A 26376-nucleotide genomic window follows, 5' to 3' on the forward strand; every position below is an offset into this window, starting at 1 on the left:
AAACGGGAGACTAATGTCATGAGCACCTCACCCGCCAATCCCGTTGCGCGCGCCTCGCTGTTGAGCCGTATCAGCAAAAGTGATCTCTGGTGGTCATTTACCCATAGCAAGACCGCGATGGTCAGTGCAGCCCTTCTGGCAGTGCTGATCCTGACCGCAATCTTTGCACCATTGATCGCCCCGCAAAACCCCTATGATGGGGCTGCGCTTGATATGTGGAAGGCGGAATTGCCGCCGCTCTGGGAGGAGGGCGGTGAATGGCCGTTCCTGCTCGGCACCGACACCCAGGGACGCGACATGCTGTCGGCCATTCTCTATGGGACGCGGATTTCGATCGTCATCGGCATCGCATCGGTGATCCTCTCGCTGATCATCGGGCTGACCGCTGGCCTCATCTCAGGCTATTTCGGTGGTTTCATCGATAATCTGCTAATGCGCTTTGGCGATATCACATTATCCATTCCAACCATTCTTGTCGCCATTCTGGTGTCGACGGTTGTCCGCCAGATGTTGCCGGTGAGCCTGCGTGAGATTGGCGCTTCCGCCGTGCTGATCTTGGCGATCTCGCTTTCGGCCTGGGTGCAATATGCGCGCACCGTGCGCGCCCAGGCGATCGTCGAAACCGGCAAGGATTACGTTTCGGCAGCGCGGCTGATCGGAGTGCCGGCGCGGCGGATCATGGCCCAGCATATCCTGCCCAACACCCTCACACCCATCATGGTCGCCGCGACGCTGAATTTCGGGATGGCGATCCTGACCGAGGCGACACTCTCCTTCCTGGGTATCGGCATGCCGCCGAGCCAGCCGTCACTGGGAACGCTGATCCGTATCGGAAATCAGTTCCTGTTCTCCGGCTCCTGGTGGATCGTGGTGTTTCCCGTCATTCAGCTCTGCCTGCTCGTGGTTGCCGTCAATATGCTCGGTGACTGGCTGCGCGATGCTCTTAATCCAAAACTGAGGTAAGCCATATGAACGATCTTTTGCTCCGCAACATCCGCCCGATGGCGGGAGAGCGCTGTGACATGCTGATCCGGGACGGCAAAATTGCCGGCTTCGGTCAGCTTGAGGGAGAAGCCGGTATGGCGGTCGAAGATGGCGAGGGCGCCATTGTCGCCCCCGGGCTGATCGACGCCCATACCCATCTCGACAAGACGACCTGGGGCATGCCTTGGCACGTCAACAACCGTGCTGCCATCCTGCGCGAGCGGATCGATTTTGAACGCGACAACCGCCTTGAAATCGGCATCGATCCGCACCGACAATCAATGCGCCATGCCATCGGTCTCGCCGCCCATGGCGGCACCCATATCCGCAGTCATGTCGATATTGATCCCACCCATGGCCTGTCGCTGGTGGAAGGTGTGTGGGAAACCCGTGAGAAACTCAAAGACATCATCGACATTGAAATCGTCGCTTTCCCGCAATCCGGCCTGATGGTCATGCCGGGCACGAAGGACTTGCTCGACGAAGCCTTACGTCAGGGCTGCGAAGTGCTCGGCGGGATTGATCCATGCGGGATCGATCGTGACCCGAAGGGCCAGCTCGATATCCTGTTCGCCCTCGCTACAAAGCATGGGGTGCCCATCGATATCCACCTGCATGAAACCGGTGATCTGGGCGCCTTTACCATGGAGCTGATTTTCGAGCGTATCCGCGCGCATGGCATGCAAGGCAAGGTGGCGATCAGCCACGCCTTCGCGCTTGGCATGAATGACTATCTGCGGGTCGGCCAGCTGATCGAACAGATCGCCCTGCTCGATGTCGCCATCCTGACCACCGGCGCGCCGTCGGCCACTGTGCCATCGATCAGGCGGCTCAAGGAAGCGGGCGTGCGCATTGGCGGCGGTTGTGATGGCATTCGCGACACTTGGGGACCCTGGGGACAGCCCGACATGCTTGATCGTGCCCGGATCATCGGCATGAAGAATGGTGTGCGCTCCGATGATGACCTCGAGCATCTGCTCCACATTGTCTCGCAGGGCGGTGCCGATGTCATGGGGCTAAAAAACTACGGTCTCACCGTTGGCTGCAACGCCGATTTCACCCTATTGACCGGTGAAACACTGGCGCATGCCGTCGTCGATGTGGCGCCGCGTCCGCTGGTGGTCAAGAATGGTCGCGTGAGCGCACGCAACGGTGTAGCCGTGGTGGAGATGCCATGATGACCCCGGATTTGCAGGCGCTGGTGCTCGGCGAAAGACCTAACGGGCGCACATGGATCACCGCCGACTGGGTGGTTGGTCACAAGGATGGCGGGCATCGGCTGCTCAGACACGGCGAAGTGGTGTTTGAAAACGGTGAAATCCTGTTTGTCGGCCATAATTTTACCGGTGAAGTCGCTCGCCGGATCGATTTCGGCTGTGCCCTGATCAGTCCCGGACTGATCGATCTCGACGCGCTGTCTGATCTCGACACCACTATTCTTGGCATCGACCATCATCCCGGCTGGGCCAAGGGCCGGGTATGGCCACGCAGCTACGTCGATGCCGGTCCCTATGAAATGTATAGCGAGAAGCAACTGGCGTTCCAGAAACGCTTCGCCTTCGCGCAACTGCTGGTAAACGGGATCACCACCGCTGCGCCAATCGCCTCGCTGTTTTATCGGCAATGGGGGGAAACGGTCGCGGAATTCGATGCTGCAGCCGACGCTGCCGGCGATCTGGGTCTGCGCGTTTATCTCAGTCCCGCCTACCGCTCCGGCGGCATGGTGCTCGAAGCCCCGGGTCGGATCGTTCCGGTGTTTGACGAACAACGTGGCTTTCAGGGCTTGAACGATGCAATCGCCTATATCGAGCGCCAGAGCGGCCGTCATGGCGATCTGATCCGCGGCATGCTCGCTCCAGACCGGGTGGAGACCTCGACCCTTGAACTGCTCAAGCGCACCGATGCGGCCGCGCGCGATCTGGGATGCAAATTTCGCCTGCACATGGCGCAAGGCGCAATGGAAGTGGAAACAGTGCAACAACTGCATGGTTCAACTGCCCCGGTCTGGCTTTCAGAACACGGTTTGTTGAGCGAGCGTCTCATCGCACCCCATGCGACCAATGCGACCGACCAAGATCTCGATCTTTATGCCCAGAACGGCGTTTCCATCGTCCATTGCCCACTGGTTTCCGGGCGGGGCGGGTCGATCCTCAAATCCTTCTCCGATTGTCGCAGCCGCGGCATCAACATCGCGATGGGGACCGATACAACCCCGCCTGATATGCTGATGAACCTTCTGGCCGGTCTCATCACCGGCCGGGTCGCCGATCAGGCGCCCGATCGTCTGCGCTGCGCAGATCTGTTTGATGCGGCGACCCTTGGCGGCGCGAAGGCTCTGGGGCGGACGGATCTGGGACATTTGTCGCAAGGGGCGCGGGCAGATATCGCCGTCTTCCGCCTCGATGACAGTTGCATGGCGCCCTCCATCGATCCGATTACCACCATCATAACCGGCGGATCGGGCAAGATCACCCAGGCCGTGTTTGTCGATGGCCGCCTCTCGATGCTCGATCGCAAGCTGGCAGGCTTTGATCTGATTGCGGCGCGGGAGAGTGCGCAGGCGCAGTTTGACAGCCTTATTGCCAAATATCCCGAGCGCAGCTTTGGCAATCCGCCCGTCGCCGACATCTTTCCACCCAGCTATCCGCTCGAGGGCAATCCCCATGATTGAGACACAGAAAGCCGTCGTCGAAGTCCGCAATCTTCGTGTTGATTTTCCCGGCCGCCGTGGCACCGTCACCGCACTTTCCGATGTCAGCCTGTCCATTCGCCCTGGTGAAATCCTCGGTGTGGTGGGTGAATCGGGCGCCGGAAAGTCTATGACCGGCCTGGCGATCCAGGGGCTGCTCGAGCGACCCGGCCATATTGCTGGCGGTGAGGTCTGGCTTGGACAGCAGCGCATTGATACGCTTGACGACCGGGCCATGGAGAAAATTCGCGGCCGGGAGATCGGCGCAATCTTCCAGGACCCGCTCACCTCGCTCAATCCGCTGTTTACCGTCGGCGCGCAGCTCGATGAAACCATCCGCAGGCATCTTTGTCTGAACAAGGCGCAGGCCCGCGAACGCGCCGTGCAGCTTTTGCGGGATGTCGGCATTCCTTCGCCCGAAGAGCGCGTCAATCATTATCCGCATCAGTTTTCTGGCGGCATGCGCCAGCGTGTGGTGATCGCACTTGCGCTTGCGGCATCGCCCAAACTGGTGATTGCCGATGAGCCGACCACCGCTCTTGATGTGTCGATCCAGGCGCAGATCATCTCGCTGTTGCGCAAACTCTGCAAGGAAAAGCAAACCGCCGTCATGCTGGTGACCCACGATATGGGGGTGATTGCTGAAGCCGCCGACCGCATCGCGGTCATGTATGCCGGACGGCTCATCGAAGTGGGGCCTGTCGAACAGGTGCTGCACCAGCCACGCCATCCCTATACCCAGGGTTTGATGGCGTCGATCCCGTCATTGGGCGCACGGGTCGAGAAACTCAACCAGATCGATGGCTCAATGCCGCGCCTGGATGCGATCCCAGACGGTTGCGCCTTTAATCCACGCTGCAAAAGCGCAGGCCCACGCTGCCATCGCGAAAGACCGGAACTGATATTTTCTGAAGCGAGCGCCAGCGCATGCTGGCTCAATGCAGGAGGCACCGCATGACGATCCATGCAAACAATCAACCGGCCTTGACGGTCGAGCGGCTCGTCAAGACCTTCGATGTGTCGGCGCCCTGGCTCAACCGCCTGGTGGAACGCAAACCCAAGCAATATCTCAAGGCTGTCAATGACATCAGTTTCACAGTGCCGGCGGGCGGCTGCCTGAGTATTGTGGGGGAAAGCGGTTGCGGCAAGTCGACAGTCGCGCGCCTGGTTACCGGTCTTTATCCCGCCACAAGCGGTGGCATGCGCTTTGCACCAGGCAAAAGCGGGGCACCGCTATCGGCGCAGATGATTTTCCAGGACCCCTACGCTTCTCTCAATCCGCGCTGGCGGGTCAAGAATATCATTGCGGAACCACTGCGTGAGCTGAAGCTGCGTGCCACGGCCTCCGCAATCACCGGACGCGTCGAGGAACTGCTCACCATTGTCGGGCTCTCGGTCTCCGATGGCGAGAAATTCCCACATGAATTTTCAGGCGGCCAGCGTCAGCGCATTTCGATCGCCCGCGCCTTGGCCAGCGAGCCAGAGTTCCTGGTTTGCGATGAACCGACCTCAGCCCTCGACGTGTCCGTGCAGGCGCAGGTGCTCAATCTGATGCGCCGCCTGCAGGACGAACTTGGTTTGACCTATCTGTTCATCAGCCATGACATGAGCGTTGTCCGCCACATGTCTGACCGGATTGCCGTGATGTATCTTGGACGGATTGTCGAGGAGGGCGAGACCGAAGAACTTTTTGCCGCACCCCGTCATCCCTATACCAAGCTGTTGTTGCAGACGATCCCCAATATTGCTGCACCCAACCGCAATCGTGAGCCGACGACAGGTGAGGTGCCGAGCCCGTTGAAGCCACCGTCGGGCTGCACCTTCCATCCGCGCTGCCCCTTCGCTATCGAACGCTGCGCACGGGAAGCGCCGGCAATGCAGCTCCTCCCCAACAAGACCCGCGTGGCCTGCCACCTGGTGGAAATGGAGATTTGAGCGCCCGTCAATCGGCGCCGGCAAAACCGGCACCGTCCCCGTTACGCCAGCGCCGTGCGCAGATCGTAAGACAGCTCGCGGATCTCGCTCAGATCAAGCTCGGATTCCACATGCTCAAGATGATGGGCCATCAAATGAACCGCTTTATCTACCGCCTTTGCCGAAATTGCCTTCACGATTTCAGCATGTTCGTCCGGACCGCAATTGAAGCGGTCGGTATTGCGATAAATCGCGGTGATCAGCGAACTGCGGGAAATCAGATCCCGCATGGTGGCAAACAGAAAGTCAGATCCGGTGAGTTCAGCCAACAGAAGATGAAACCCGCCGGAAAGTTTGATGATGTCGGTGGTGCTGTCTTCGGCATTGGCAATCCGCTCCAGCTCGACATGCGCGCGCAATCGCTTGACACTGTCCTTGAGCTGCGAGCCGCACAGCCGCTCAATGATGCAGCGCTCCACCGCCTGTCGCACCGAAAACACATCACGCGCTTCCTGCACGGTCGGTTTGCTGACAAAGGCGCCGCGATTGGGGATCATCGTCACAAGCCCATCGCGTTCAAGCACCATCAGCGCCTGGCGAATGCGGGCGCGACTGACACTGAAAATAGAGGCAAGCTGTTCTTCCTTGAGCTGGATGCCAGGCCGCAATCGCCGCTCGGCGATCGAAAGCCAGACTTTCTCGACGATCTGTTCGATCGACATGGCCGTTGCTGCATTCATTAAGACTTCTCCGTGTTGGATTCGACAATCGTCATGTGCGGGAAAAAGTCAACTCGCACATTTATACAGTTGCTTTATTGTCGACAATAAAAGATAGTTTTGTAGATGATTTTATCACAGTCTGGGCTGCCCATGGAATTTGACTTCGAGAACCTCGACCCGCAAAGCCGCTATCGTCTGCTGACCAACTTCATTGGTCCGCGTCCGATCGCGCTGGTCACAACACGCTCGGCTGCCGGGCACAACAACGCTGCGCCGATGAGTTTCTTCAATGTTTTCTCGCACGATCCGGCGATCGTCGTTCTTGGCATCCAGCCGCGGCTGTCGGGAGAGGAAAAGGACACCATGGCCAATATTCGCCGCTCTGGCGATTTCGCCATCAGCATGGTCGACATGGCGCTGTCGCAGCAGATGCTGGTCTGCGGACTGGGTTTTGACACTGAGGTCGATGAAATGGAAATGGCAGGATTGACCGCGCAGCCCTGCAGCAAGATCGATGCCGCCTATCCACTCGAAGCGCCCTGTGTCTTTGAGTGTCGGGTCGAGCGGCTCATCGATTATCCGCGGCGCACGCTGGTTCTGGGCGAGGTGGTGCAGATGCATGTCCGCCGCAATTGTCTGGACGCCGAAGGCCATTATGTCGATCCCGAATTCTACCAGCCGATCGCCCGATTACACGCCGATAACTATCTTACCTCAGACCGTCAATTTGTTTTGAAAGCCCCGCCGATCGGTAATTTCAGCAAGCCGGACCGATAGACCCGCAGCCAGGCAACAGAGAATTTCAGCATGCATATTCACTTGATCAATCCCAATTCCACCGCCTCCATGACACAACAGGCGCTCGCCAGCGCCTTGCTGGTCAAGCAGAGCCAGACCCGGCTCTCGGCCACCAATCCATTGGATACGCCTGCCAGTATCGAAGGGGGCGCGGACGAGGCTCTGGCAGTGCCCTCCATGCTTGCGGAAATCCGCAAGGGTGAGAGCCAGGGGGTCGATGCCTTTGTCATTGCCTGTTTCGATGATCCGGGCCTTAACGCCGCGCGCGAGGTAGCGGCAGGGCCGGTGATCGGCATTTGTCAGGCGGCGATCCAGGTTGCAATGACCATCAGCCGGCGCTTTTCGGTCATCACCACATTGCCGCGCTCGGTCGCTATCATCGAGGATCTGGTGACCGCTTATGGCGCGGAGCGCCATTGCCGCAAGGTGCGGGCGATCGATTTGCCGGTTCTGGCTCTGGAAGAGGAGCGCGAGCGGGCCGAACAATTGCTGATTTTAGAGATCAAACGCGCCAGGGATGAGGATGGCGCCGAAGCCATCGTGCTCGGCTGCGCCGGCATGTCGTCGCTATGCACGCGCCTTAAACACGCAACCGGTGTTCCAGTCATTGACGGTGTAACCGCAGCAGTCAAGATGGCCGAAGCCCTGGTCGGTGCGGGCTATGCGACCTCAAAGGTCAACAGTTACGACTACCCGCTCAGCAAGGGCCCTATTTTGACCAAACGGATCGCATAGCCGGAAATCGCGGCTTATTGTAGACAATTTTGTCCCCTTTACCTTGCCATGATGGTTGACTTTTTCTTCTGCAGCGCGCTTGTTGATGCAGAAGGGGAGGAGGGCTCATGGCAGGGCAGAGGGACGCGTCAACACAGCATATTGTCGAGAAAGTCTGGCTGTCGATCGCCGAGCGGCGCCTGCGCCCTGGCGTCCAGCTCAAAGAAGAGGAAATGGCGACCATCTTCAAGGTCAGCCGTGCGCGTATCCGGCAGGCGCTCGCCGCCCTCAAACGCGAGGGACTGGTGGATATCCTGCCCAATCGCGGCGCCTTCGTCTGCAAGCCAACCGTCCGGGAAGCCCGCGACGTGTTCTTCGTGCGGCGCACGGTGGAGCGTTGCGTGGTCGAACATCTTTGCCGATCCGCCACACGCGCCGACATAAAACGGCTCCAGGATCATGTTGCCAAGGAACGCGTGGCCAATAGCCGCAATATCACCACCGACATCATCAGATTATCCGGCGGTTTTCATCTGCTGCTGGCAGAACTCGCACACTCCAATTTTCTTTCGCCCATGATGCGCGACCTGGTCTCGCGGACCTCGCTGATCACCGCCGTCTATCGCAACACCGACCAGTTTAATTGCGGACCCGATGAACATGCAGAAATTGTCGAAGCGATCGCCAGCCAGCAGCGGGACAAAGCTGTCCACCTGATGTCTCATCATCTTGATCATGTCGAATCCGAGCTTGATCTGCGCGATGGCAACGATCATGCCCATGATCTCAGCGCCCTGCTCGCCTGAGATGCCGGACTTTGCTTTCCGGTAAACAAACAGGACAGAACGCAGCATCATTGCGCAATGCAGGGAAAAGTCCTGCAAAGCGTCGATCGACCTGCTCAATGACGGACCGCTGTCGATCATGCGAGCGCGTCGGGATCCTAGGACGATCGGTCTCCACCCCTGAAAGCCGACGCGGTCTTGTGCCAATCGTCACCAGACTGGGGCAGCGGGAACAGCCCACCCTTGGGGCTGATAGGCGCAATTGTGTGACTGCTTATATCTTCCCCACCGACTTGCGATTGGCAGCGCTCGCCCGACATGGTTCATTGCCGAGGCCTCAGGCTTTCCTCGCAGTTTCGCCTGACGCAGCACTCTGAACCGATCGACCGCTTTCTCTTGGTTCGGAGTGCTTTAGCAAGGCCGTTGACAGGATGCATTGTCGATCAAGCGGGCCAAGGAGTTTTTGCGTTTAGGAGGCAGTTTTGGTCCGTGGCGATCTGTTGGATTGGGAATGGCAGATCATCCAGCGACTGCTTCCCGCCGAACGCGGCAGACGTGCGCGCCCTTCCTATGACAATCGACGCTATTTCAATGGAATGCTCCATGTGCTCCGATCGGGCTGTTGCTGGCGCGACATGGATCAACGCTATGGCAAGTGGAATTCGGTTGACGTGCGCTCTCGTCGCTGGGCCGAGGCGGGCTTGTGGGACAGCATCCTTGAAACCTGCGTGAAACTCGGTCTGACAGACGACTGGCAGCCGATTAAATATAGCAACAGACGCAGGCGGCGGTCCGGCTGCAAGGGCGGATATCTGCGCAAGCTGCTGATCCATCAGGCGTCGATCCTCAGACAAAGCGCAACCCCCAGCCACTCCATCAAAGAGAGCCTTCTCACCCTCAGCTGAATGGACCTGGCACCTGCGCTTGCATGCACAGAACCGAAACCCGGCACGCCTGTGTAAAAGCCAGAGCCGGTGATCTGGAACCTTTTTGCAAGCCGCTCGTTTTGCGCAATATTTCCAATCCATGGTCTTGCAAGCAGGAGCACGGCATGCAACCCAATTCGGGTAATGGCTTGTCAGATCGGTCACTGGTGGCCCTGGCTGTTCTCAACTTTTTTCTCGCCGATGCGCGCGATGGACTGGGTCCATTTCTCGATGGATTTCTGGCAACCCAAGGTTGGTCTCCAATGACATTGGGCATTGTTGCCACTTTGGGCGGTGTGCTCGGGATGATTGCGACACCGCTGTTCGGCGCATGGGTGGACGCGTCCCATCGCAAGCGTACCCTGATCATAATCCCGGTCATTCTGGTGACACTCGCGGCATTTTGGACGCTGGCAAGTCCCGGCAATGCTTCGGTGTTTGGCGGACAATCAGCGACAGCGATTGTCGGCGCTGTCATTGGTCCCGCACTGATGGGGCTGACCCTGGGGCTTGTGGGAGAGGCGCGTTTCTCGCGACAGGTCGCGCGCAACGAATTCTGGAATCACGCTGGCAATGTCGTATCGCTCGCCGCGATCTATTTCGCGACAGCCGCCTTCGGAACCAAAGGTATTATTGCCTTGATGCTCTTAAGCGCTACAGCAACGATTGTTTCAGTGCTTGCAATCCATCCACAAGACATCGATCATGATGTCGCCCGCGGACTTGCCCATGATGACGGCACGCCAGGACCATCGGGCATTGCGGTGCTGTTCAGTCGCAAGGGCCTGCTGCTGCTGGCGGGCGTGCTGATGATCTTTCATTTCGGCAATGCGCCAATGAGCCGCCTGATCGCCCAGGACTTCTCGATCCAACTCGACACGCCGTTTCGCACCACCGCGATCATCACCGGCGTGTCCCAGCTTTCCATGATCGCAATGGCACTTGTTGCACCCTTTCTCGTCCGCCGCTTCTCCCTTGCAACCGTTTTCATCATCGCACTGATGGCCTTGCCCATCCGCGGCGCGATCGCCGGCTGGTTCAGTTCCTATGCGGTGATCTTCCCGGTGCAGATCCTCGATGGTATAGGCGCGGGCCTGATTGGCATCGCAACACCGGTCGCAGCCGAACAGATCCTGTCTGGGACGGGGCGGTTCAATGTTGGGCTGGCTGCAGTGATGACAGTTCAGGGCATTGGTGCTTCTTTGAGCAATGTCGTTGCTGGCTGGCTGACAAATTATGGCGGCTACGCTCTTGCCTATTGGGTTCACGGTACCATCGCGCTTTTCGCCTTGGCGCTTTTTCTGATCGGTCGCAGAGAGATCGCCCCGGTTCGCCCAGGCGCTAGCAATCAGGGTGGCAGCCCCGCGATCGCCAGCGGATCGTGAGCTGCAGCTTTGTCTTTGAGATGAGGCCTGGCTCGCATCCGTTTCGACCGATGCCGGTCGCAATACCGGCAGCATTGCGTGTTCACCGCTGTCATGGCGGGCCTGTGATCCTATCACCTTCTCCCTGAAGGTTGATCTGGAGGTGATATGGTGCCCAGAAAAATTAGCAACTCCGCTAATCTTTCCATGATGATCAAGGATATAATCTGTCAAAAATTGACAGAATGGCCGTTACTGCGATTCATTAATTATATTTAATGACAAATCGATCGCGTAAAAATCACTTATATTGTAATGGCTTAAAATATAGCCCGATTGTATTACAATCAACACGATCCAAAGGATTGATTTCGATCAAGGGTTATCAATAACAGATAATTTATATTACCAAACAACCGTGCTCATGGCCAATACTCTGCCGTAGCATTGACGAAAACCCGATTGAGAACGACCGGCTGGCTGTTTCAAGCCACAGTTGTTTGGCGCCGACATTCCGCTTATATCCTCTCTGGGCGCTGCATATTTCAATCGTTTGGCCTCTCACTCTAAAAGAGAGCCAAATTAGGCAAAGTGTGCATCGATGAAACATCTAGTCGAAAACGCCGTCGAGACGGCAGCTTTTCCTGATCGCGGGGAGAAATTCCCCATTCTGGGCAAGGACACCTCCCTTTTTGTCACCACGGAAGTCAAAACCATCCGCAGCAGCCAGAGACACGGCTGGCAGGATCTCTTTGCAGCCCATACGCTCGAACATCCCCATGAATGTCTGCATCATTCGGTGCCATTTTTCTGGCTGAGCATGGGGTTGCGCGAAACAGAAGTCCATCGAAGCATTGGCGGTCGTGGCGAACTCGCCGTGCTTCCAGCCTATTCGATCAGCATGGCTGAACCGCTCACTGCGGTTTATTGCCTGATCGGCAACGCCACCGAGGCGGTTCATGTTTTTCTAAGGCCAGAACTTCTCCAGGAGACTGCCTATGAGCTCTTTGAGATAGAGCCTGATCGTGTCTCGCTGCTTCCGGTATTCGGACGCACAAGTACCAGCCTGAGCTGGTTGTTGCGCGCCATCAAGCAGTCGCTGGCTGAGCCGGCTAATCTTTCCCAATTAAAGATTGACTATCTTGCACGTGCACTCTGTGCCGACCTGCTGGCGAAATATTCGGTCGTCTCGCCTGCGGCCATCAAGCCCGATCGATATGGCGGGCTGACGTCAAGACAGTTGCGGCGAATTGATGACTATATCACTGAACATCTGACCCGCGATATTCACATCGGTGAGCTGGCATCTCTGTCCGGTATGGGGCGGACGAGCTTTCATCAACGTTTCAAAGCGGCAATGCATATCACTCCGCATCAATATGTCATGCGCGTGCGGGTTCAAAAGGCCAAAGAGATGCTCGGCACATCCGTCCTGCCGCTTGCCGAAATCGGCTTTGCCTGCGGGTTCTCGGACCAGGCGCATTTTGCAACGCTTTTCAAGCGGATCGCTGGCACCACACCCGCTTCGTTCCGGCGCAGCGTTGCCTGACCCAGGAAGGCCGCTTTGCGGCCTTTCCATTGCGAAAATCTCTGATGGGCTGCGCAGTCAGGCTCGCACGCCTGCGCCCTCGTCAGGCGCAGTTGCAGGCCCCATCAGACAGAGCATCCATTCTCCGCCTAGCGTTCCAACTTTGCGTGGCGCTTCTCCTCTGCAGAGATTATCATCCTCCTAATTTGCAGTATTGAGAATGATTTGCTCAATTAGCGGCCTTTTATAAAAACCACTGAAGTTTTATGCAATTCTCCTGCATCCAGATTGAATACATAGCGGCAGAAATCAAAAAGCAGGTTGCCGCACGCATCGCTTTTTATGCCAATGATCTGACAGGACTGGGGCCCGCTTGCAATTGATTGTGAGCGAGTGCGGTCTTGTTTGGTCTTCTGGATGATCGCAGAAATGCCGTGTTTGCGGCAGGTTCTGTGGGCGATGGCGGCTCTCCACCAAGGATGGCCCTTATGTTGTCTCTAAAGCATTGCATTGAATTTTCCGGTTTAAGCCGTCACCGGCTGACATGCCTGTTGGGCGTTTCATCGCTGGCGATGGGCCTCGTCCTGGCGCCGGCCAATGCCCAGCAGATCAGAGTCGGATCCGGTCAGGAAAGCGTGATCGACAACGGGGAAGCCCGAGCCCATACAACCGGTGTCGCGGGTCAGCTTGATGCGGCAGCAGTCTGGGTCACCAATGGAACTCTCGCTATCACCAATTCCGATGTCGATTTCTTGAGTGAAGGTCGCGCGGCGGAAGCCTTGCGGGTGGAAAGCTACAGTTCTTCTGCGCCCAGCGTCGTGCGGATCGTCGGCGCGCCGGGCAAGACCGCACGGCTGGTGGCAACCGGCGTCGCAGGCAATGTCGTCAATCTGTCCGGCGACCGCTCTTCGCTTCATCTAGAGAATGTCGAAATCATTGGAACCGGTGCAGGTCGCCGTGGCATTCTGACGATGGGAGAAAGCCAGCTTTCGCTGATCGGCAGCAGCATAGTTGCGGACGATATCGGCATTTCGATGCAGGGAAAATACGGTTCGACCGCCGCGTCGACGCTGGTGGAGAACAGCAGCATCACCAGCTATAATGGTGCCGGAATTTCCGCCATGAGTGGTCAGCTCATCGCCAATAATTTCGATATACGCGCAGGCTTCAACCCGGTTAACGACGCAACGACCACCAGTCGGGGCGCCTATGGGATAAACGCCAATTCAAACAGCAATGTTATCTTGAATAACGGTCGGATCGAAACCTTTGGCGATTATGGTAACGGCATCTTTGCAGCCAATGACTCAAGTGATACCAGGCAGGTCAAATTGCAGGTGGATAATGTTGATATCATTACCCATGGCAGCAACGCGACCGGCATCGAGAACATCCATGTTCGCTCTGTCATCAATGGCGGATCTATCCACACCTACGGACTGGGTGGTCATGGTGTGGGTTCAAGCAATGGCGGCGTTGCCAGCTGGGCGCCTTCGCATGTGACGCTCACGGGCACCAAAATTACCACCGAGGGTGAGAGCGCCTATGGCCTTGTCGCGACCACCAAATCGACAATTGACGGTCGCGGACTAACCATTTCGACCAGTGGCGAAAGTGCGATCGGCGCCCGCAGCCATGGTACGGGCATGGTGACCCTTTCTCAAGGCACAGCAATCAAGACTGCTGGCGATTATGCCCATGGCGCCGCCGTCACATTCGGATCACAGATGGATATCTCTGATACCAGCATTGAGACGACAGGTCAGAATGCGGCCGGCATTTATCTTGTCGGCTATAACACACCTGAAAATGTCACGCCGGTCACAAAGCATGTCAATCGCGTAAATGTTGCAGGATCCACAATTACGGCGGCAAAAGGGCCGGCCCTGCGGGTGGGTGGCGGTGCGACAAGCACATTCAATCTCGAAAACAGTCACGTGCGCGGCACAGGCGACGACGCCCTGCTGTTTTCCAGTGCGGATTATATCTATGTTGATGGCACGAATGTCATTCCAATGCCGGTCGGTACCGCAAGCGTGAACGCGCAAGGTTCGTTGCTGGAAGGCGATTTTGTTGCCGCTAGCGGTATCGTCGATTTCAATCTGCGCGATAAGAGCCTGCTCAAAGGTGCTGCGCGGGTGAGCGAAACGGGTGGCATTCTTGATCGTTTGTCGATTGACGCCACCAGTGGCTGGGAGATCACCGGCGCCTCGACCTTGAACGATATGGAAAGTGCTGGCACGATTTCATTTGCCGCCCCCGGTTCGGCAGGTTTCAAGACCCTGACTGTCAAGGGTGCCTTCACCTCGTCTGACAGTCTTTTTGTGCTCAACAGCAAGCTTGGCGATGATGGCTCGGAAACCGATCGACTGATCTTTGAAGGCAATGTCAGCGGCACGAGTTCCGTGAGTGTCAACAATGCCGGAGGCCTGGGAGCGCTGACTCTGGGCGATGGGATCATGATTGTGGATGCCGCAAAGGCCAGCAATGATGCCTTTGTCCAGCAGGGGCGTATCGCAGCCGGCGCTTACGACTATACGCTGTTTGCCGAGGACCGCTCCGGCAATTTCGATGGTAAATGGTATCTTCGCTCGAGCTATAATCCCGCTCCGACCCCGGATCCCGACCCAGACCCAAACCCGGAGCCAGACCCAAATCCAAATCCCAAACCGGAGCCTGAGCTACCCAATTATCGGCCTGAAGTTCCGCTCGATATGGTTGCCCCCGTTCTCGCAAACCGTTTTGGACTGGCGATGCTCGGTACCTATCACGACAGGCGTGACACGCTTGATCCAAAGCTTTCAGCCCTCTGGCTGCGCGGCTTTGGCGAACACGGTCACGCGGGGTCGGCCTCCGGCAATGCACAGGGCCATTTGAATGATTTTTACCGAGATGGGCCGTCCTATGACTTCACCCTCGGTGGGTTTCAGGCGGGTATTGACCTTTATCGCCGTGAACAGGAAAGCGGATCGCGCGATCTGGCTGGCCTGTTTGTAGGGGCAGGGCGCGCTGAAGCCAATGTCGATCGGGTCTATGGCGGCAATGCCGGTCAACTGACAATGAATGGCTATAGTTTTGGCGGCTATTGGACCCATCTCGACCAAACAGGTTTTTATACGGATGCCGTCATCCAGGGCACCCGCTATGACCGGATCGAAAGCAGTTCTGCCGACCAGATCGCCATGCGCACAGCAGGCTGGGGCTTCATTTCCTCGCTTGAAGGCGGCTATCGTTATGGGCTCGGCAATGGCTGGACGGTCGAACCTCAGGCGCAATTGATCTATCAGCACCTCTCGCTCGACAACACATCGGATCGATTTGGACGGATCGCATTTTCCGACACCGACACAGTCTATGGCAGGGTCGGGGCGAAGATCGGCCGACAATGGCAGGCCGAAAGCGGGCGTCGCTATGCAGCCTGGGCACGGGTCAATCTCTGGCACACAATGGGTGGGGAGGCGAAGACCAGTTTCTCCAATCTGCAAGGTGAAAACCGCGTCTCGCTCGTCAGTGATGCGCAAGGAAGCTGGGGACAATTTGGTCTCGGTTTCTCCGGTCAATTGACTGAGACAGTCTCGCTGTTTGCCAGCGGCGATTATAGCCACAGCCTTGGCCATAACGGGGTCAAGAACGACAGTCTGGCCGGTCGTGTTGGTCTGAAGATGAAGTGGTAAATCCAACCATTCCTGCATCTAGCAGCGCCCCCGCAAGGGATGCAGGGATCGTCTCCTTCGCGCAAATTGCGAAGGAGACGCCTTTCTGAGGACTATATTTGTGAACCGGATCGCAAAAATACGGATCATCATTGGCACAGGTCTGGTTTTGACCCTATTGGCGCAAGTTGGCTTGTTGTTTGCCGCCGGGCTGCCGGGCAGTAAAATCGCAATTGTCTCGGGTACTCTGCCGCTGTTCTGTGCAGGTGCAGCTTGGCTGTGGTTTGCGGATGATGTTTCATTCAGACGCAAATTGTCGGCGGCGCTTGAGAACCGTGAACTTGAAGTTCATTACCAGCCATTTGTGCGGTTGCGCGATCACAGGATCATTGGAGCAGAAGCTTTGCTGCGCTGGCCCGGCTGCAAGACCAGCATTGAAAGCCTCGTCGCGCGGGCCGAGCAAACCGGCATGATTGCGGTGCTCACCGATTACGTGATTGCGCGGGTTGCCGATGATTGGCCGTCTTTTCAGGCAATGGACCGTGATTTTCGCATTAGCATCAATATCTCTGCACCGGATCTTGCGACTGGCACGCTTTGCGATCGGTTGAAGCGGCTTGCCTTTAACATGCCTGCGCAAGCAGTGGCATTGGAAATAACCGAAAGGCAGTCCGCACCGCTCGACGAGATCGGCCTCCATCTCTGCGAGTTACGGAACCTGGGATACCAGGTCTATGTTGACGATTTTGGCGCGGGCTTTTCCAGCATGACGCGTTTGCTGCACCTGTCCTTCGACGGCTGCAAACTTGATGCATCCTTTCTTAAAATGCCTGTCGCCGCCGCCGCGATCAGCGCAATGCAGATATTTGCGCAGGCAAGCGGGGTCGAACTGATTGTTGAAGGCGTGGAAACCGCGGCACAGGAAAACATGTTGGCAGAAATCAATCCTGACCTGATTGTGCAGGGCTGGCTTTTTGGGCGAGCCGCAACAAAGTCGGAGCTGATCGAACGGCAAAAAAAGCAGCGGCGGACCTTGAACTGTTCTTTGCGCGCCTCTCCAATAATCAGGTTTGTCGGCGGCCGGGCATAGTGGCTCCCTAAGACTGCACAGCGGCCAAGCGATATCGCAAGGCGCAGCGAGGTCACAATGCTTTTTGTTGCAGACCGAAATGGGTAGTGGGCCTCGTTTGCGAGCCTCGGGCGGCTGGCTAATACGCAACGAAATAATAGGGGATTGTAGAAAGGCTGAGACTCAGCTTGCTTTGTCTTAAATCTACCGGAGGGAAATTATGCTCAACTCAGTTTGGTGCAATGCTCTGCGTGCTCAAAATTGCCTTGAACTTCGATATGATGGATTTACGAGAATTGTCGAAGTCCATGCTGTTGGCGTTTCGAAAGAAGGCAACGAAATCGCGCGCGTTTGGCAGGTCAGAGGCGGTAGCAATAGCAATGAGCGTACCGGTTGGAAGCTGCTGAGGCTCGATGAAGCACTCTCGGCACATGTGATTAATGAAAAGTCCGATGCACCGCGTCAAGGGTATAAACGTGGGGACGTAGCAATGAGCCGGATAGCCTGTCAGGTCTAAGTCGCCGCAATTAAACCCTCGACCTTCCCTATCGTGCAATGCGACAAATGCATGCCTATTGTCCGTCCAAAAAAGCCCCCCAGACTGGACGGTAGAACCCGTAGCTTTCATAAAAAATTATTTCTGTGTCACTTGTCGATGACAATTGATCGAAGTTTGCCAAACCACTCAGTTCCTGGACTGCATACAAAAAACTCAAAGAGGATCGCGCCAGAAAGCGCAGTGCGGCAGCGTATCGTTAAGTTACGGCAGGCCTTTTCGGTGGTTCAAAACTTTTTTTGGTATTGGTGAACTGCGTGTGGATTACGGGCTTCGGTTATCGCGAATATTTCGGACAACGCGGCAAGGTCCTAATCATTCTGCTTTCTGGTGGCGACAAGGCCTACCAAAAGAAAGACATCAAGGAAGCCATAAAAGTGGCGAAGGAGGCGTAAAGCCTATAGAGACAATTCCCTTCGATGCTTCTGAATTCCTAGGAAGCCAAGAGGTTCTGTTGCAAACTTTTCATCAACGGATGGACTGATAGTATTTCGGCTTTTAATCAGCTGAGTATTTTAGATGTTCAAAGGTCGCCATTTTGATAAATCCGTCATTCTGCTTTGTGTTCGGGGGTATCTGGTTTACAATTTGAGCCTTCGCAATGTGAAGGAAATGATGGCGGAGCGCGGTATTGATCTGGACCATTCAACCGTCCATCGCTGGGTCATCTGCTTTAGTCCAAAACTGCCTGAATGTTTCAATCGGAAGAAGCGGCAGGTCACACGCAAATGGAACCTCGATGAGACTTACATCAAGGTCAAAGGAGAGTGGCTGTACTTATATCGTGCCATCGATAGCAATGGCGATACGGTTGAGTTCTATTTCAGCAAACATCGTGATCTGACCGCTGCTAAACGCTTTATACGCAAGGCCCTGGCCCGCCACGGCAGGCCAGCGCGCATTGCCATCGATGGAAGCGAGACCAACAGAATAGCTATAGTACAATGCGATGCAGAGAGCCGGCTCAGCCAGACTGGAAAACCTATTGCCATTCGTTGCAGTGAATATATGAACAACACGATTGAGCGGGATCATCGTCGCATCAAACGACGCACACGCTCCATGCTTGGTTTCAAGTCAGAAACCGCAGCGGGCATCACGCTTGCCGGTATCGAACTCATTCACATGATGCGTAAACAACAATGCATCTTTGAATATCAGAAAGCACTCTCTATCAAACAACAGTTCGAAGTACTCGCAGCATAATTGCGTCCAGAGCTAAGCAGTGCTCCGTGCAAATAAAATTTTTGCAACAGAACCTTTCGTTTGCTCCATAAAAAAAGCCGCCCAAAATGGACGGCGATAAAATTGCGCCATCGGCGCATTATTCTACTTGCATCGTGCGCCATTGGCGTATAAATAACGAATATGAGAATAGTTCGTACGCATCGCTACACAAAAGACCTGCGCAGACTGCGGCTATCAGAGCGCCATCAAGGCGCTCTTGAGCAGAGCATAGCAAACGACCCACAGGTCGGAGCGGTCATTCCCGGCCTTGAGGGCGTACGGAAAGTTCGCTTTGCAATGCAGGGGAGAGGAAAGAGCGGCGGCAGCAGAGCTATTATTACCTGATGCTTTCAGACGATCTTGCAATTATGCTGACAGCGTATGCTAAGAATGAGCAAGAAAACCTCTCTCCTGAACAGAAGAAAGCAATTCTTGCAGCCCTTAAGGAGTTGAACAATGGCTGACAAAAACAAAGATTTTGGCGACGGCATCCTTGAAGGCCTCAAAGAAGCATTGGCTTGGAAGCGTGGCGAGGTCGCGCTTGAGGTTCGGAATATCGATCCAATGCCAGCCTCTCGCATTAAAGAAATCCGTAAACGCCACGCACGCTCAACAAAAGAGTTTGAACGTCGGTTTGGCATTCCCGCCGCCACAATGAACAATTGGGAGCAAGGTCGCCGTAAGCCCGACCCAACCGCGCGTCTCTTGTTGAAAGTGATTGAGGACGCACCGGACGTTGTGGAGAAAGCCGCCCACGTAGCTTAATCCTAGCTCCCCAACTCCTAGCGATACCTATTAGCGCGCAACCTCGAATAAGCTCCCTCTGTTTTTGATGGAGGGAATGATGAGATCACAGCTTTCACTGATGTGGCTTGCCGCCATGACTGCGGCGGCATCGGCGATGCCTCTCGACGGAACAATATCAACAAGTTTTCAACCAAATATGGAAAACGGCAACTTAGTTGGGTGCTCTATAATTTATAGTGTTATTGACCATCCTGAAATATTTGGAAAAAATAGACAAAATACATTTGCGGGCTCTATCGGAATAGGGCTCAACAGGGAAAATAAAAATTTAGAATTATTGGTGTTAACTAGCTGATTTGCATCAATAGGCGATTTTTCTTCTGGTGTTGAAATCGACCCATTTCATATAGATTCTACATATATATTGATATAGACTTTGCGACAAACTTAAAGTTTCAGCATAAGAAGCTTCAAGGGGCGCAAGGAGGAGTTATTAGCTGGTTTGATTTGGTAAAATCAGCCGAGATTTTATCTAACTCACTTGAAAAAAGAAAGTTACGCATCGGTTACAAGACAGAAAAGAATGACTTAGAAAATTATTTCGATGTCGATCTGTCTGTACTTGATACCAATGCCAATGGTGAGCACTATAGGGGAGAAAAGACACTCGACGATTTCCGTCACTGCAATGAATCTCTTTCGAGATCAATCAAGCTTCACGATTGATAGAGCTATCCATCTTCTAGGGATACCAATTAGCGACAGCGATACACTACATTCCCTTTAGTTTTGAAAGGAATGAAGATGTACGCAATCCTTTATCTTATCGTTGTCGCTGTCATGGCGCTGATCATGCACTTCATCAGCATGGGAACCACGTCACTCGTAGACTTTTTTGGTCATGGCTTTGGTTGGGGCACGATCTTCGGAATGATGGTGACGGGCGCCACTGCCCTAATTTGCCAGCGCATCGAGGCGAGAAAGTAATTGGTGCGTCATATTTCCTCCTTTAGTTGCTCGATCCATCGTAATGGCCTCAATGACCTTTTGAACCTGTGGAGCGCCCACTTTCATGTTCTGCAAAAGGTTCATAGCTTCAAGATATGCAGGCCGATTGCTGGTTAGTGCCTGTGCGATCTGCGTGTTCCTCTTTTCGATCGCCTGCTGTTGGATCAATTTCATCACATGACCAACGGTTCTTACTCCGGCTGCTCGCAATGCCCCTAATGCTCCTTGAGCAGAATACGCCTCCTTTACACCGAAAGCAGGGGGCGCGGGCGGTGCAAAGTCTCTCTGAGCTGCTTGTCGTGCTGCCGTGTAGCTATTGCCCAGGACGTCGTTTTTTGTCGTAGCAAACAATGCGTCCCTGTCGAGAAGATCAAGTGCATCTTTCGTACGGTCCTGACCGAACAGCATCCCCATTCGATCACGGTTCCAGTCGCCCTCTCCCTTAATTATGTTTTTGAGCGCAACCAAGTCGTTCGCCTTTGTCCCGATCTGACGGTCAATATCGGCACGGGCGGCTTGCTGCATACGGAACGTTTTTGCAGATGGGCCAACCATTAGGCCTTCTGGATTAACGCCGTCCAGAACCTCCTGCTGGAGTTCCTCAGGTCGTAGCGCCTCGCGCCCACTGTCGAGCGCCTTTACACCGATCCGAAGCCCTTCATTCTGTCGTGCAAGTTCTCTAAACTGAGCGTCGGCCATTTTGATACCCGGAACATGCTGCGCCAAGCTATCATCGATCATCTGCCGCGTTTCAGTGAGTATTCTTGACACCTGCGGGTTAGCTTCATTCTTTTGAAGGCCATCAATTGCGTTTCTCGTCTGCAAGAGAGTGTAAGGATTGGTATCCAGCGTATTGCCGTTGTTCACGTTGAGCATATTGCGAATGTTCTTCGCGGCAGACTGCGCCGGTCCACGCAGGATAAAGTGCCAGATTATTGCCCGCTACGCAGCAACTCCACTATGCGCAATGATCTCCGGACTTTGTCTCAGCCCAAAACAAGATTGGTGATTTCGGGCTTCGTTGTGCTCAAGTATCAGCTTTTTGCAGGGCTTTACCACAAGTCCGTGCATCACCTCTCGGCAGATGTTGACAATGCCAATTAAAATATGACAAACGCGGTTAAGTATTTATCGTGCCAGATCTCATGCCATGCCTGCAGGCTTTTGGATCGCGGTCACTACAAAATCTTATCGTTACGACAGGTACGTGTGATGGTCCGTTCCTTGACTTCCTGGCTGAATGGCCTGTTTCGTCTTCATAACAGGGAAGCGGTACGTTTCGCTGCCCGATTGGTCGGCAGTCGCGACAATGGCGAGGAAATTGTTCAGAATGCCTGGCTAAGGCTGTGCGCCCGAACCGATACCACACCCATTGAGCATCCCCGGTCCTACCTGTTTCGTGCCTGTCGCAATGCAGCCATCGATTTTACATTGCGCCAACAGCGTGAGCGCAATTACCGTGTCGACCTGGACAGCCTCGACGAGGCTGAAGTTGCCGATAATACGCTCGAGCTTTACGAGCAACGGCGGCAATTGGCGGTCTTCGTCGTCTCGCTCAATGACCTTCCCACAGCCTGCCGCCTTGCCTTCGTCATGAACAAATATCAGGGCTATTCGCATCGCGAGATTGCCCAACAGCTTGGCATTTCTGTCAGTATGGTCGAAAAACACGTAGTCAGGGCTCTGATGCACTGCCGCAAATTCCTCACCGAAGATAGCGAGTGTTGATCAAAGCTTTGATGTTTTCACGCCTCTAAACCGTCTAGACAACAGGACGCAAGATGAGAAGGGACGGGATGCCCGCCAAAACAATGACGGAGGATCACCATGATCTTGCCGAACAGGCGCTACACTGGATTGTCAAACTCAATTCCGGAGAATCTGATCCCGAGCAGTTCAAGGCCTTCGCCGCATGGAGATCATCAAGCCTTTTAAACGAACAGGCAGCTGAGCAGGCGGAAGCACTCTGGAACGCCATGTCAGGGCTCCATGTCGACCCGAACAATGGACTGATGCGGCTATCGCCCATCGAAGCTCCGGTTTCCCGTCGCCATGTGCTGAAAGGCATTGCCGTTGTGAGTGCTGTCAGCACAGTCGGTGGCGCGCTCTGGGGCAGCGGACTTCTGCGGCAGATTTCTGCTGATTATGTTTCCATGACCGCTGATCTCAGGACCATCAACCTTGACGACGGCTCCCGCATTTTCCTCAATGCGCGTTCCGCCATCGATGTGAAACTCGCTCCGGCGTTGAGGCAAGTCATCCTGTATGAGGGGCAGGCCTATTTCGAAATCGCCGCAGATCCTGCCCGTCCGTTCGAAGTGCGGATCGGAGACTGTTCGGTGGTCGCCTTGGGGACGGCCTTTGATGTCTCCAAAAACCTAGTTGATGCTTTGGCCGAGGTTGCGGTGACGGAACACGCCGTGCTGGTGCGATCTCAATCGGGCCAAACCCGCCAAATCGCGGCAGGCCAGTCCGTCTCCATCGATAAAATGGGGGCCATTGGTCCGGTCGTCCTTCAGGAAAGCGCTGTGACAACTGCATGGAGGGACGGCGTCTATATCGCGCAGGACCGCTCGTTAGGCGATATCATCGCCGCACTTGCTGCCTGGTATCCCGGCCTCATCTATCTCCGTGACCCCTCACTTGCCAAACTCAGGGTCAACACCGTGCTTGATCTCCACGACCCAGTCGCTTCGCTTAATACGCTGCAGGCCGGGCTGCCGATCCGCAGTCGTCATTACTCCCGCTATCTGACGGTCATTCTGCCTGCCTAAGCGCCCTTCAAAATAGTGCGCTCGCCAATTGAGGTTTTTCTGAACCAGACCGGTCTCAGCTATAGACGGGCAGCATCATCGGACTACCAGCGCGATCCCGTCTGGCGTTTTGCGGACAGGAGAATATCATGAGAATGTTGATGAGGGTAAAATGGCTGAATGCTTTTCTGGTTGCCACAACGGCAATCATGCCACTTGTAGCCATTGGTGAAGGCTATGCTGTTGCGCAAACAGCGCAAAACCGGGTTCCCTATCATATCCCCGCTCAATCTCTCGCCTCGTCGCTCTCAGCCTTCGCGCGCGCCAGCAATTACAAGATTGCCTATACTACTTCCTTGACGCTCGGCAAGATGGCGCCAGCGATCGAGGGCAATTACACTGCAGAAGACGTGCTCGAAAGATTGCTGTCAGGGAGCGGGCTGTCCTACCGCTTCACTGGCGAAAAATCCGTGTCCATCGCAGCGATCGGCCAGCAGGACGCGGCATTTCAGGCGGAAGGAACGACGCTCCTTGACACGATCACCGTGACTGGCGGCCAGGGCATTGCGGCAGCAGATGCACCCTATTCCACGGCTGCACCCACCGCTTATATTTCCGAGCAGACCATTGATCGGTTTCGCGGCTCGAGTCCCGCCGATATCTTTCGCGGAACTGCCGGCGTGATGTCCGCTGAAGCCCGCAATGGAGCAGGCTCGATCGATGTGAATATTCGGGGCATGCAGGGCATGGGGCGAGTCAAAACCACCATTGATGGTGCGGAAAACGCCATCAATATCTATCAGGGCTATCAGGGTATATCCAATCGAACCTTTGTCGATCCTGACCTGCTGGCAGGTGTCGAGATCCAGAAAGGGTCTGATGCCGCATCAAGTGGTATCGCGGGCACCGTCGCCATGCGCACCGTCGAGGCCGGTGACATTGTCAAGGAGGGCAATCGCTTTGGCATTCGCGTCAAGGGTGGATTTGGCACCAATTCGAGCAAAACTGTCGGTGACACGGTTGCCGGATATCAAGTGATCAACAAGGGCTATGCCGGTCCCAAGATCGACGATCCGGAACTGCCTGATTATGACAGTCTTTTTGTGCCTTCGGTCACGAGTGGAGAGGGCACGATGAACCGGCCGGCGTTCCTGCAACCCACAAACGGTTCCGGTAGCATCGTTGCGGCAATGAAGGATGAGCAGGTTGAATTGCTTGCAGGCTATGCCTACCGCAAACGCGGAAACTATCATGCAGGCAAGCACGGCTCAGCGGCGCAAGTCAATGACAGGGGACCCACCTCGGTCTGCAACACATTGTCGTGCCAACTCAATCCCGATGACCCCTACAATTGGATGTGGTATCCGCAATACATGGAGCACAGCGGGCTCACCAATTACCGTGCCGGTGAACAGGTGCTCAATACTCAGCTTGAGACAGGCTCCTGGCTTTTGAAAGGCAAGCTCAAATTTGGTGACGGGCACAGCATTCAGCTCGGTTACACCGGGTTCAAGAGCATTTCTGGCGATCGCATGGCTTCCAATCTCAACGGGCTTGGCGCGCAGGCCCGGCAGCAAAGCAAAACCACCGATGCCGATATCCATACCGGCACTTTCAAATATCGCTGGAACCCGGAAGACAATGATGTGATCAATCTCAAATCCAATCTTTGGGTCACCCGTCTCGAACAGCGCAGCCCGCCGGCTTATGGCGGCAGCGCGAACGCACCCTCCGGATTTAAATCCGGTCCAGATCTTTTGACCTGGGGGGCTGATATCAGCAATGAATCTCATTTTTCTACAGCCTATGGTGATCTCGTTCTCACCTATGGGGCATCCTACAAGCTCGAGGATACCGCGCCATCCGAAGGCACGCGCAAATGGGATACCTGGCTTGATCTGCGTGATGGCAAGCGAGAAGAGGCTGCAGGCTATATCAAGGCGGGCTACAAGCCGGTGGACTGGCTGACGCTGAATGGCGGGCTGCGTTACTCCCATATGTGGTCACAAGACCGAAGCGATCCAGCCGTCAAGCTCCCGGAAATGGATTATTCGACCGCAGCTTTCAGGGAAGGGGGCTTTAGTCCTTCTTTTGGTGTGACGGTTGAGCCGATAAAGGGCACGCAGTTCTATGCCAATTATTCCAGCACACTGCGTGCACCCAGCATTATGGAATCGGTCACCGCATTCAGTATGAACGTGAATGCGGACACCAAGTCAGAGCGCTCCAATAATTGGGAGCTGGGTGTCAATCTGATCGAGGATAGTCTTCTCGCAGACAGTGATCAGACAATGGTCAAGTTAGGATATTTCAACTGGGATGTGCAAAACTATATTGCCCGCGAATGGTATCGGGACCCCAACAAGATCTATCCGGGCATGCGTATCATCAATATCGACCGTGCACGCTTCTCTGGACTTGAGCTCTCGACCCGCTATGAACTTGGCGGCTTCAGCGCGGAACTGGCTGCAAACTACTATCTCAATGTCGAGTTCTGTCGCACTGCGGATAGCTGTGAAGACAAGTCGCTTTACGCTGATTATTCCACCAATGCCGTGCCACCGAAATATGGCATCGATCTCACCTTGTCGCAGAAACTCATGGAGGATGCTCTCACCCTTGGTGGCCGCATCTCGCATGTATCAAGCAGAGCGATCGGCCATGGCGACGCCACCGCCCAGGGCATGTCACAATTTATCAGGCTCATTGAATGGGAACCCTATACGCTGGTCGATATCTTCGCAGAATATAAAATCAACGATAATTACACAGCCAGTGTCCGGGTCGAAAATCTGACGGATCAATATTATGTCGATCCGCTCAGTCTCGTGCAGCAGCCCGGACCCGGCCGGACATTCTATGCATCGCTGACCGCAAGCTTCTAGCGGCTGCGGGGCTGCTTCAAATCTCCAACACTCATGAGACCGGGTTTGCAGTTG

At 55.2% G+C, this 26376-nt stretch carries 25 protein-coding genes; 23 read left to right on the top strand and 2 right to left on the bottom strand.

Translation table 11 applies throughout. From position 1 onward, the window contains the following. Positions 1 to 18 precede the first annotated feature (18 nt). Genes RT142_RS10010 through RT142_RS10030 form a run of 5 tightly spaced genes read left to right on the top strand, consistent with a single transcriptional unit; the run spans position 19 to position 5608 of the window. Entirely contained in the window at positions 19 to 963 is a 945-nt protein-coding gene (locus RT142_RS10010) for an ABC transporter permease (protein WP_007880855.1), read from the top strand. Positions 964 to 968: 5 nt separating this feature from the next. Next, positions 969 to 2162, top strand: a complete 1194-nt coding sequence (locus RT142_RS10015; RefSeq protein WP_171380330.1) for an amidohydrolase family protein — start codon at positions 969 to 971, stop codon at positions 2160 to 2162. Further along, on the top strand, positions 2162 to 3655 hold the full coding sequence (locus RT142_RS10020; RefSeq protein WP_007880850.1) for an amidohydrolase family protein: 1494 nt from the start codon (positions 2162 to 2164) through the stop codon (positions 3653 to 3655). The genes RT142_RS10015 and RT142_RS10020 overlap by 1 nt, the downstream gene beginning before the upstream one ends. Beyond that, positions 3648 to 4631 (top strand): ABC transporter ATP-binding protein, encoded by a 984-nt coding sequence (locus tag RT142_RS10025; protein ID WP_171380329.1) that lies wholly within the window; start codon positions 3648 to 3650, stop codon positions 4629 to 4631. The genes RT142_RS10020 and RT142_RS10025 overlap by 8 nt, the downstream gene beginning before the upstream one ends. Then, positions 4628 to 5608 (top strand): ABC transporter ATP-binding protein, encoded by a 981-nt coding sequence (locus tag RT142_RS10030; protein ID WP_112804404.1) that lies wholly within the window; start codon positions 4628 to 4630, stop codon positions 5606 to 5608. The genes RT142_RS10025 and RT142_RS10030 overlap by 4 nt, the downstream gene beginning before the upstream one ends. Positions 5609 to 5649: 41 nt before the next feature. On the opposite strand, the gene RT142_RS10035 is transcribed toward RT142_RS10030, so the two are convergent. Then, on the bottom strand, positions 5650 to 6327 hold the full coding sequence (locus RT142_RS10035) for a GntR family transcriptional regulator (RefSeq protein ID WP_313028475.1): 678 nt from the start codon (positions 6325 to 6327) through the stop codon (positions 5650 to 5652). 132 nt (positions 6328 to 6459) lie between these two features. Between RT142_RS10035 and RT142_RS10040 the strand changes: the two genes are divergently transcribed. From RT142_RS10040 to RT142_RS10105, 14 genes are all read left to right on the top strand, one after another. Continuing rightward, positions 6460 to 7086 (top strand): flavin reductase family protein, encoded by a 627-nt coding sequence (locus RT142_RS10040; protein ID WP_007880833.1) that lies wholly within the window; start codon positions 6460 to 6462, stop codon positions 7084 to 7086. A 30-nt stretch (positions 7087 to 7116) separates the two neighbouring features. Next, complete coding sequence (locus RT142_RS10045) at positions 7117 to 7842, top strand: aspartate/glutamate racemase family protein (RefSeq protein ID WP_171380326.1); 726 nt, start codon at positions 7117 to 7119, stop codon at positions 7840 to 7842. Positions 7843 to 7949: 107 nt separating this feature from the next. Next, positions 7950 to 8627, top strand: coding sequence for a GntR family transcriptional regulator (locus tag RT142_RS10050; RefSeq protein WP_007880829.1), 678 nt, complete (start codon positions 7950 to 7952; stop codon positions 8625 to 8627). A gap of 461 nt (positions 8628 to 9088) precedes the next feature. Further along, positions 9089 to 9511 (top strand): transposase, encoded by a 423-nt coding sequence (locus RT142_RS10055; RefSeq protein ID WP_235972533.1) that lies wholly within the window; start codon positions 9089 to 9091, stop codon positions 9509 to 9511. 146 nt (positions 9512 to 9657) lie between these two features. Next, positions 9658 to 10917, top strand: a complete 1260-nt coding sequence (locus RT142_RS10060; RefSeq protein ID WP_171380325.1) for an MFS transporter — start codon at positions 9658 to 9660, stop codon at positions 10915 to 10917. A gap of 580 nt (positions 10918 to 11497) precedes the next feature. Further along, positions 11498 to 12445 carry an AraC family transcriptional regulator gene (locus RT142_RS10065; protein WP_313028477.1) on the top strand — a complete coding sequence of 316 codons (948 nt, stop codon included), beginning with the start codon at positions 11498 to 11500 and terminating at the stop codon, positions 12443 to 12445. Between the two features lie 467 nt (positions 12446 to 12912). Next, positions 12913 to 16098: an autotransporter outer membrane beta-barrel domain-containing protein gene (locus tag RT142_RS10070; RefSeq protein WP_313028479.1), complete on the top strand. Its 3186-nt coding sequence runs from the start codon at positions 12913 to 12915 to the stop codon at positions 16096 to 16098. A gap of 100 nt (positions 16099 to 16198) precedes the next feature. Continuing rightward, positions 16199 to 17167, top strand: coding sequence for an EAL domain-containing protein (locus tag RT142_RS10075; RefSeq protein WP_171380323.1), 969 nt, complete (start codon positions 16199 to 16201; stop codon positions 17165 to 17167). A gap of 199 nt (positions 17168 to 17366) precedes the next feature. Next, complete coding sequence (locus RT142_RS10080) at positions 17367 to 17663, top strand: hypothetical protein (RefSeq protein WP_007880821.1); 297 nt, start codon at positions 17367 to 17369, stop codon at positions 17661 to 17663. A 296-nt stretch (positions 17664 to 17959) separates the two neighbouring features. Next, entirely contained in the window at positions 17960 to 18097 is a 138-nt protein-coding gene (locus RT142_RS10085) for a hypothetical protein (RefSeq protein ID WP_231194167.1), read from the top strand. Positions 18098 to 18221: 124 nt separating this feature from the next. Then, positions 18222 to 18908 (top strand): IS6 family transposase, encoded by a 687-nt coding sequence (locus tag RT142_RS10090; protein WP_171380614.1) that lies wholly within the window; start codon positions 18222 to 18224, stop codon positions 18906 to 18908. 477 nt (positions 18909 to 19385) lie between these two features. Then, complete coding sequence (locus RT142_RS10095; protein WP_094544397.1) at positions 19386 to 19694, top strand: helix-turn-helix domain-containing protein; 309 nt, start codon at positions 19386 to 19388, stop codon at positions 19692 to 19694. Between the two features lie 76 nt (positions 19695 to 19770). Then, positions 19771 to 20031, top strand: a complete 261-nt coding sequence (locus RT142_RS10100) for a hypothetical protein (RefSeq protein ID WP_171380322.1) — start codon at positions 19771 to 19773, stop codon at positions 20029 to 20031. 449 nt (positions 20032 to 20480) lie between these two features. Beyond that, on the top strand, positions 20481 to 20663 hold the full coding sequence (locus RT142_RS10105; RefSeq protein ID WP_171380321.1) for a hypothetical protein: 183 nt from the start codon (positions 20481 to 20483) through the stop codon (positions 20661 to 20663). On the opposite strand, the gene RT142_RS10110 is transcribed toward RT142_RS10105, so the two are convergent. Then, complete coding sequence (locus tag RT142_RS10110) at positions 20631 to 21560, bottom strand: hypothetical protein (RefSeq protein ID WP_171380320.1); 930 nt, start codon at positions 21558 to 21560, stop codon at positions 20631 to 20633. The genes RT142_RS10105 and RT142_RS10110 overlap by 33 nt on opposite strands. Positions 21561 to 21644: 84 nt before the next feature. Here RT142_RS10110 and RT142_RS10115 point away from each other — a divergent pair, with 84 nt between their 5' ends. From RT142_RS10115 to RT142_RS10130, 4 genes are all read left to right on the top strand, one after another. Continuing rightward, on the top strand, positions 21645 to 21788 hold the full coding sequence (locus RT142_RS10115) for a hypothetical protein (RefSeq protein WP_007880812.1): 144 nt from the start codon (positions 21645 to 21647) through the stop codon (positions 21786 to 21788). Between the two features lie 108 nt (positions 21789 to 21896). Next, positions 21897 to 22412: a sigma-70 family RNA polymerase sigma factor gene (locus tag RT142_RS10120; protein ID WP_007880811.1), complete on the top strand. Its 516-nt coding sequence runs from the start codon at positions 21897 to 21899 to the stop codon at positions 22410 to 22412. 68 nt (positions 22413 to 22480) lie between these two features. Further along, positions 22481 to 23458, top strand: coding sequence for a FecR family protein (locus tag RT142_RS10125; RefSeq protein ID WP_094544394.1), 978 nt, complete (start codon positions 22481 to 22483; stop codon positions 23456 to 23458). Between the two features lie 128 nt (positions 23459 to 23586). Further along, positions 23587 to 26322: a TonB-dependent receptor gene (locus RT142_RS10130; RefSeq protein ID WP_235972532.1), complete on the top strand. Its 2736-nt coding sequence runs from the start codon at positions 23587 to 23589 to the stop codon at positions 26320 to 26322. Positions 26323 to 26376 lie beyond the last annotated feature (54 nt).

This window comes from Brucella sp. (assembly GCF_032066345.1).
Lineage (GTDB): Bacteria > Pseudomonadota > Alphaproteobacteria > Rhizobiales > Rhizobiaceae > Brucella > Brucella pseudogrignonensis.